Origin of the sequence: Oryzihumus sp. (assembly GCF_036391795.1) — a bacterium.
GTDB lineage: Bacteria > Actinomycetota > Actinomycetes > Actinomycetales > Dermatophilaceae > Oryzihumus.
The window spans coordinates 1-6,485 of record NZ_DASVZH010000164.1 but is presented as its reverse complement, the minus strand read 5'-3'; the positions used below and the strand labels follow the sequence as shown (position 1 = coordinate 6,485).

Genomic DNA, 6,485 nt, shown 5'->3' with positions numbered 1-6,485 from the left:
CCTGCTGGCCGTGGCCGGCGACCCCGAGACGTGGCGACGGTGCTCGGCTGCGTTCCGGGCGGCCGCCGACGAGTTCGGGGTCGACCCTCCGAGCGCCCACCTGGTCTGGCAGACCCTGGTCGGCGTCGGTGACGTGGGGGCCGAGCGGCTGCACGGCTACCTGGTCAAGGCGCTGCGCGAGGCCAAGCAGCGCACCGCCTGGGTGGACGGCGACGAGGCCTACGAGAAGCGGGTGCTCGCGCTCGCCGACGCCGCGCTCGTGCCGGGGGCGCTGCGCGAGGTGTGGCAGGAGGCGTTGCGGATCAACGGGTCTGCCGTCCGGGCGACCGTGCTGGCGGCGAAGCTGCTCCAGCTGTGCCTGCCGGGGGTCCCTGACACCTACCAGGGCTGCGAGCTGGTCGACCTGTCGCTGGTCGACCCGGACAACCGCCGCCCGGTCGACTTCGCCCGGCGCCATGCCCTGCTCCACGCCGTCGCCGATGCCGACGTGGCGCCGACCTTCCACGCGGCACCCCCTGCCGACCAACCCGCGGACCAGCCGGCGGAAGGGGTCGGGGCACCTGAGGGGCTCGACCGGGAGAAGCTGCTCGTCACCACGACGGCCCTGCAGCTGCGGCGCGAGGACCCCGAGGCGTTCGGGCTGGGCGCGACCTACCGGCCGCTGCAGTCCACGAGCGAGCACGCCCTGGGTTTCCTGCGCTCGGACCGCGTCGCCGCGGTGGTCACCCGGGCCCCGGCGCGGCTCGGGCGCACCGGTGGCTGGTCCGACAGCGACACGGTGCTGCTGCCCGAAGGCGACTGGGAGGACCGACTCACCGGCCGTGTCCACGTCGGCGGCGAGGTCACCTGTGCCGCCCTGTTCGCCACCCGCCCTGTCGCCCTCCTCGTGCGCCGATGACGAGCAACCACAAGGGAGTCCCGCCCATGACCGAGGTCTCCGTCTGGGCGCCGTTCGCCAGGGAGTCGGTCGACCTGGTGCTCGGCGACGAGCGCGCCCCGATGCGCCGCGACACCGGCGGCTGGTGGCGGGGCGAGCTGCCCGAGGCGCCCGGCACGGCATACGCGTTTGCGCTCGATGGCGGCGACCCGCGACCGGACCCGCGCTCGCGGCGGCAGCCCGAGGGCCCGCACGGACGCTCGGTGGCCTTTGACCCCAACGGTTTCGGGTGGACCGACCAGGACTGGGCCGGGGTGCAGCTGCCGTCCGCGGTGATCTACGAGCTGCACATCGGCACCTTCACCGGTGAGGGCACGTTCGACGCGGCCATCGAGCGGCTCGACCACCTCGTCGAGCTCGGCGTCGACCTCGTCGAGGTCATGCCGGTGGCGAGCTTCCCGGGTCGGCACGGCTGGGGCTACGACGGCGTCGACCTCTACGCCGTGCACGAGCCGTACGGCGGACCCGTTGCGCTGCAACGGTTTGTCGACGCCTGCCACGCCCGCGGGCTCGGCGTGTGCCTCGACGTCGTCTACAACCACCTCGGGCCGGACGGCAACTACCTCGGCGAGTTCGGGCCCTACTTCACCGACCGCTACGTCACGCCGTGGGGCCAGGCGCTCAACCTCGACGGCCCCGGCAGCGACGAGGTGCGCCGGTTCGTCCTCGACAACGTCACCCAGTGGCTGCGCGACTTCCACATCGACGCGCTGCGCCTCGACGCGGTCCACGCCCTCGTCGACGACCGGGCGCTGCCGTTGCTTGAGGAGATGGAGCGCGAGGTCGAAACCCTTGCGGCAGAGGTCAACCGGCCGCTGTGGCTGATCGCCGAGTCCGACCGCAACGACCCCCGCACGGTCACCCGCCGCACCCCCGACCCCGACGCCGGAGGTGGCCTCGGGCTGCACGCCCAGTGGGCCGACGACGTGCACCACGCGCTGCACGTGCTGCTGACCGGCGAGACCTTCGGCTACTACGCCGACTTCGCCGACCCCGGCGCCCTGGCCAAGGTGCTCACCACGCCGTTCTTCCACGACGGCACGTGGTCGAGCTTCCGCGAGCGCACGCACGGCCGCCCGGTGGACACGCTGCGCCTGGAGGGCTGGCACTTCGTCGCCTCGTTGCAGACCCACGACCAGGTCGGCAACCGCGCGGTCGGCGAGCGGCTGAGCCAGCTCGTGGCGCCGGGGCTGCTGGCGGCCGGCGCCGCGCTGCTGCTGACCTCGGCCTATAGCCCGATGCTGTTCATGGGCGAGGAGTGGGGCGCCGTCACGCCGTGGCAGTACTTCACCGACCACGTCGACCCCGAGCTCGCCCGGCTCGTCAGCGAGGGCCGCCGCCGCGAGTTCGCCTCGCACGGCTGGGACAGCGCCGAGGTGCCCGACCCGCAGGACCCGGCGACCGTCGAGCGCTCCCGGCTCGACTGGTCCGAGCTCGAGCGGTCACCGCACGACCGCCTGCTCCGCTGGTATCGCGCGCTGCTCACCCTCCGTCGTCAGCGCGCCGACCTGCGCGACCCGCACCTCGACCGCGTGGGCGTCGACCACGACCATGCCGCGCGGACCGTCGTCGTGACGCGCGGCGAGCACCGCGTCGCGGTCAACCTCGGCAGCGAGCCGGCGGTGCTCGACCTCGGTGAGGCCACGGCATACCGGCAGGTGCTGCTGGCCTGGGACGAGGCGGCGCAGGTGACGCACGACGGCCGCCTCTCCCTGCCTGGGGAGTCGGCGGCCGTCGTGGGTCCTGCCTGAGGGTTACGCCGGGGCGGGTGCCGTCCGGTCGCTGCCGGTGCCGGACGCCGGGGCGTCCTCGGCGGTCAGCGGCTGGGCGATCGACTCCAGCGACTTCTGCTCGGCCTTGACGCCCAGGAACGCCGCGACCAGGCCGCCGACGATCATCAGCGCAGCGCCGACGAAGTAGCCGGGCGCGATGCCGGTGATGTCCTTGGCCTTGGACGCCGAGTCGATGAGGTGGCCGAAGTACAGCGGGCCGGAGATGCCGCCGGCAGCGGTGCCGATGGCGTAGAAGAACGCGATGCACAACGCCCGCGTCTCCATCGGGAAGACCTCGCTGGCCGTGAGGTAGGCCGAGGAGGCGCCGGCGGAGGCGAAGAAGAAGATGATCGCGCCCATCAGCGTCAGGGTGACCGCGTTGAGGCCGCCGAGCATGAAGCCGGTGATTCCGAGCAGGACGCCGGAGAGGATGTAGGTGCCGGAGATCATCCGGACCCGGCCGACCGTGTCGAACAGCGGCCCGAGCAGGAACGCGCCCAGGAAGTTGCTCACCGCGAACGCCGCGATGAACCAGCCCACCTGCTGCACGCCGAGGAACTTGGTCAGCGAGTCGCCGTAGGTGAAGAAGAACGCGTTGTAGAGGAACGCCTGCCCGATGAACAGCGCCAGGCACAGGATCGTGCGGCGGGGGTAGAGCGTGAACACCGTCTTGGCGATCGTGCCCAGCCCGATGGTCTTGCGCTGACGGATCGTGATGGTCTCGTCGACCGGGTCGAGCGGGGCGCCGGTGGTGCCCTCGACGTGCTCCTCGATCTGCTTCACGACCTTCTCGCCCTCGTGCTCGCGGCCGTGGATGAACAGCCAGCGCGGGCTCTCGGGGACGTTGCGGCGGACCACCAGGATGCCCAGGCCGAGGATCGCGCCGAGGCCGAACGCCAGGCGCCAGCCGAGCCAGGCGGGCACCAGCGAGGGGTTGAGCAGCGCGACGGTGAGCAGGGAGCCGGCGGCGGCGCCGAGCCAGAACGAGCCGTTGATGGCCAGGTCGACCCGGCCGCGGTACTTCGCCGGGATCAGCTCGTCGATGGCGGAGTTGATCGCGGCGTACTCGCCGCCGACCCCGGCGCCGGTGACGAAGCGGCACGCGAAGTAGAACATCGGGTTCATCGAGAACGCCGTGAGCACGGTGCCGACGAGGTAGATCCCGAGGGTGACCAGGAACAGCTTCTTGCGGCCGAACCGGTCGGTCAGCTGCCCGAAGAACAGCGCCCCGATGCAGGCGCCGAGGACGTAGATCGCGCCGGCCATGCCGATGTCGGAGCTGGTCATCCCGAGACCGGTGCCGAGGGGCTTCTGCAGCGCCTCGGACATCGAGCCCACGATGGTGACCTCGAGGCCGTCGAGGATCCAGACGGTGCCCAGACCGGCCACGATGAGCCAGTGCCAGCCGGCCCATGGCAGCCGGTCGAGTCGGGCGGGGATGTCGGTCGTGATCCGACCGGTCTCAACTTGCGACGACATACGCACTCCTCCGCGCGGCGGCGTCAGCCGCGTCCGTTGTCCGGCGGCCTGGGGGCTCCAGTCGCCGTCCTGCTTCCAGGGGTTGTACCCGGAATGACGTGAGAAAATCGTGTTCGTGCCTGAGGAACCTACTGGTCGGGGCGTTCCCCGGCGACCCGCCTACTTCGGCCCGGCCGCCATGGACGCCCAGGCGGGTGCGCCCGACCCGGCTCGGATCACGGAGGTGGCCCACGAGACCGCCGCCGTCATCGTCGGCACCGGGCGCGCCGCGCACGACCCCGCCCTGACCACCCGCCTGGTCGAGCTCGTCGACGAGCTCGGGCTGTCCACGCTGGCCGAGCTGTGGGCTGACCGCCCCGCGCGCAGCCTGCCCGGCGCGCTGTGGCGCCTCTACGCCCTGCGCGAGTGGGTCCGCCGCGACCCCACCGGCGCGGCCCGTGACTACGCCGCGGGGATCCGGTTCGCCGACGTGCCGCACGTGGTCGCCGGCGTGGCCGAGCCGCCCGGGCCCGACGAGCTCAAGGCGCTCACCGACGCGATCCTGACCGGGGTGTTCGAGGGCGACCTGGCCATCGCGCTGGAGCGGGCCGCGGCGTTCTGCCGGGTCATCTCCGCCGGCCGCGCCCACCTCGCCGACGACACCGACGACCACGAGCCGCTGGTCAGCAGCGCCCAGACTCGGCGGGCCGCCTCGATGCAGACCACCGGTGCCGACCTCGAGGCGTGCGCGCGGCTGTGGCGCAAGGACAACCTCATCTGAGGTCGTTCTCACAGCCCCTGTGGGGATCGGGCATACCCGTCAGGGGCCGGCGGTTAGACTGGAGGTTGCGCCGGGCCGCGGTAGCCCCGGGTCCCAACTGAAGCCGCTACGAGCGGCCATGCGCCGTGAGGCGCTCCCGGCCCGGCGCAACTCCACCCTCACCGACCGCCACCGGTATGCCGTGTGCCTGGCTGCCGCCCGCGGCCCCCGCCTCCAGCGGCACGCGCGGCCCGAGGGGCTCGGGTGCCGGGACGCGGGCTCCCTCGGCCAGCTCCGCCTCTTCCATGGGGCAGCCGCCGAGGTCGTGCAGCTCGAGGTCACGCTCGGCCGTGGCGCGCGCCCGGCGACCCGGGCCGCGCCACCCGCAGGCCCGGCATACCGCGTGCGTGAACGAACCGCGGTCTTCGGTGCCGGAGCCACTCATGGGGCCCATGATGCGGTCTGGACGCCGCCTCGCATAGGGCGGGTCGGCTCTTCCCCGCCGCGCCCCGGGCGACCCGGCCAGCCGTGCGGCGGTCACGGCCCGCGCGGCGGATTCCGATTGGGGCAATCGGTCCCGTCCGGGCGGGGTGCGGTCTAGATTGGAGCCATGGCAGGACCGCAAGGGTCAGACGACTACCTCACCGACGGCGATCTGCAGTTCGAGATCGAGCTGGTCGGCGAGCTCGTCGTCGCTGCCACCTCCAGCGACGGGCCGCTCTCCCAGGACGAGATCGACCGGCTGCTGGGGGTGGTGCCCAGTGGCGCCGGGGCACGACCCCCGGCGACTCCCGCTCCCTGACGCGCGCCTGACCTCGGGGGCCCCGGCGGGGCGCTGTGGCGTGCTCGCAATGCGTCGGGGGACGGTGCGCAAGGGGCGCGCTACGCCGTGGGGATGGCCCGAACCACCCCCTTGGGGTGAACATTGGGTGAACGATCGTGCTTGGCCTCGACCGCTCGGTTGGGTTCTTCTCTCGCCGTGGCTTTAGCATCACCTACGGCCACTTTCCTGATGACCGGAGTTCCCCGTGGGTTTTCGCCTCACCCCCCAAGACACGTCCTTCTACGACCTGTTCGCCCAGCAGGCGAGCCACATCGTGGATGGCGCCAAGGAGCTGACCGCTCTGCTCGGTGTCGCTCCGACCGAGCGTGAAGCCGTCGCGCAGCGCATGCGCGACCTCGAGCACGCGGCCGACGAGGCCACGCACGAGATCATGCGCAAGGTCAACAGCTCGTTCATCACGCCGTTCGACCGCGAGGACATCTACGGCCTCGCCGCGAACCTGGACGACTGCATGGACCTGATGGAGGCTGCGGTCGACCTGATCGTGCTCTACCGCATCGGCGAGCTGCCCTCGGGCATCGCCGCCCAGGTCGAGGTCCTCGCGCGCATGTCCGAGCTGACCGCCGAGGCCATGCCGCGGCTGCGCTCGATGAGCGACCTGCAGGAGTACTGGATCGAGATCAACCGGCTCGAGAACCAGGCCGACCAGATCTACCGCCGCCTCCTCGCCGAGCTGTTCAACAACGGCGCGGACGCGATCACGGTGCTCAAGCT

General features: G+C 72.2%; 6 protein-coding genes and 1 pseudogene. 5 read left to right on the top strand and 2 right to left on the bottom strand.

Annotated elements, in window-relative coordinates:
• Both VF825_RS10195 and treZ read left to right on the top strand, forming a co-directional pair.
• Positions 1-898 (top strand): annotated as a pseudogene (locus VF825_RS10195) (malto-oligosyltrehalose synthase); the annotation flags it as partial.
• 26 nt (positions 899-924) lie between these two features.
• Positions 925-2,688 (top strand): malto-oligosyltrehalose trehalohydrolase, encoded by a 1,764-nt coding sequence (gene treZ / locus VF825_RS10190; protein ID WP_331112833.1) that lies wholly within the window; start codon positions 925-927, stop codon positions 2,686-2,688.
• Positions 2,689-2,691: 3 nt separating this feature from the next.
• On the opposite strand, the gene VF825_RS10185 is transcribed toward treZ, so the two are convergent.
• Positions 2,692-4,188 (bottom strand): MFS transporter, encoded by a 1,497-nt coding sequence (locus tag VF825_RS10185; RefSeq protein WP_331112831.1) that lies wholly within the window; start codon positions 4,186-4,188, stop codon positions 2,692-2,694.
• Between the two features lie 178 nt (positions 4,189-4,366).
• On the opposite strand from VF825_RS10185, the gene VF825_RS10180 reads away from it, so the two are divergent.
• Complete coding sequence (locus VF825_RS10180) at positions 4,367-4,948, top strand: hypothetical protein (protein WP_331112835.1); 582 nt, start codon at positions 4,367-4,369, stop codon at positions 4,946-4,948.
• Between the two features lie 106 nt (positions 4,949-5,054).
• On the opposite strand, the gene VF825_RS10175 is transcribed toward VF825_RS10180, so the two are convergent.
• Positions 5,055-5,372 carry a hypothetical protein gene (locus VF825_RS10175; RefSeq protein WP_331112829.1) on the bottom strand — a complete coding sequence of 106 codons (318 nt, stop codon included), beginning with the start codon at positions 5,370-5,372 and terminating at the stop codon, positions 5,055-5,057.
• A 165-nt stretch (positions 5,373-5,537) separates the two neighbouring features.
• On the opposite strand from VF825_RS10175, the gene VF825_RS10170 reads away from it, so the two are divergent.
• Positions 5,538-5,729 carry a hypothetical protein gene (locus tag VF825_RS10170; protein WP_141789579.1) on the top strand — a complete coding sequence of 64 codons (192 nt, stop codon included), beginning with the start codon at positions 5,538-5,540 and terminating at the stop codon, positions 5,727-5,729.
• Positions 5,730-5,955: 226 nt separating this feature from the next.
• A partial coding sequence (locus VF825_RS10165; protein WP_331112827.1) for a DUF47 domain-containing protein occupies positions 5,956-6,485 on the top strand: 530 nt, incomplete at its 3' end.

Coding starts and splice junctions, on each gene's coding strand:
- treZ (WP_331112833.1), top strand. CDS start 925: ATGACCGAGGTCTCCGTCTGGGCGCCGTTCGCCAGGGAGTCGGTCGAC.
- VF825_RS10185 (WP_331112831.1), bottom strand. CDS start 4,188: ATGTCGTCGCAAGTTGAGACCGGTCGGATCACGACCGACATCCCCGCC.
- VF825_RS10170 (WP_141789579.1), top strand. CDS start 5,538: ATGGCAGGACCGCAAGGGTCAGACGACTACCTCACCGACGGCGATCTG.
- VF825_RS10175 (WP_331112829.1), bottom strand. CDS start 5,372: ATGAGTGGCTCCGGCACCGAAGACCGCGGTTCGTTCACGCACGCGGTA.
- VF825_RS10180 (WP_331112835.1), top strand. CDS start 4,367: ATGGACGCCCAGGCGGGTGCGCCCGACCCGGCTCGGATCACGGAGGTG.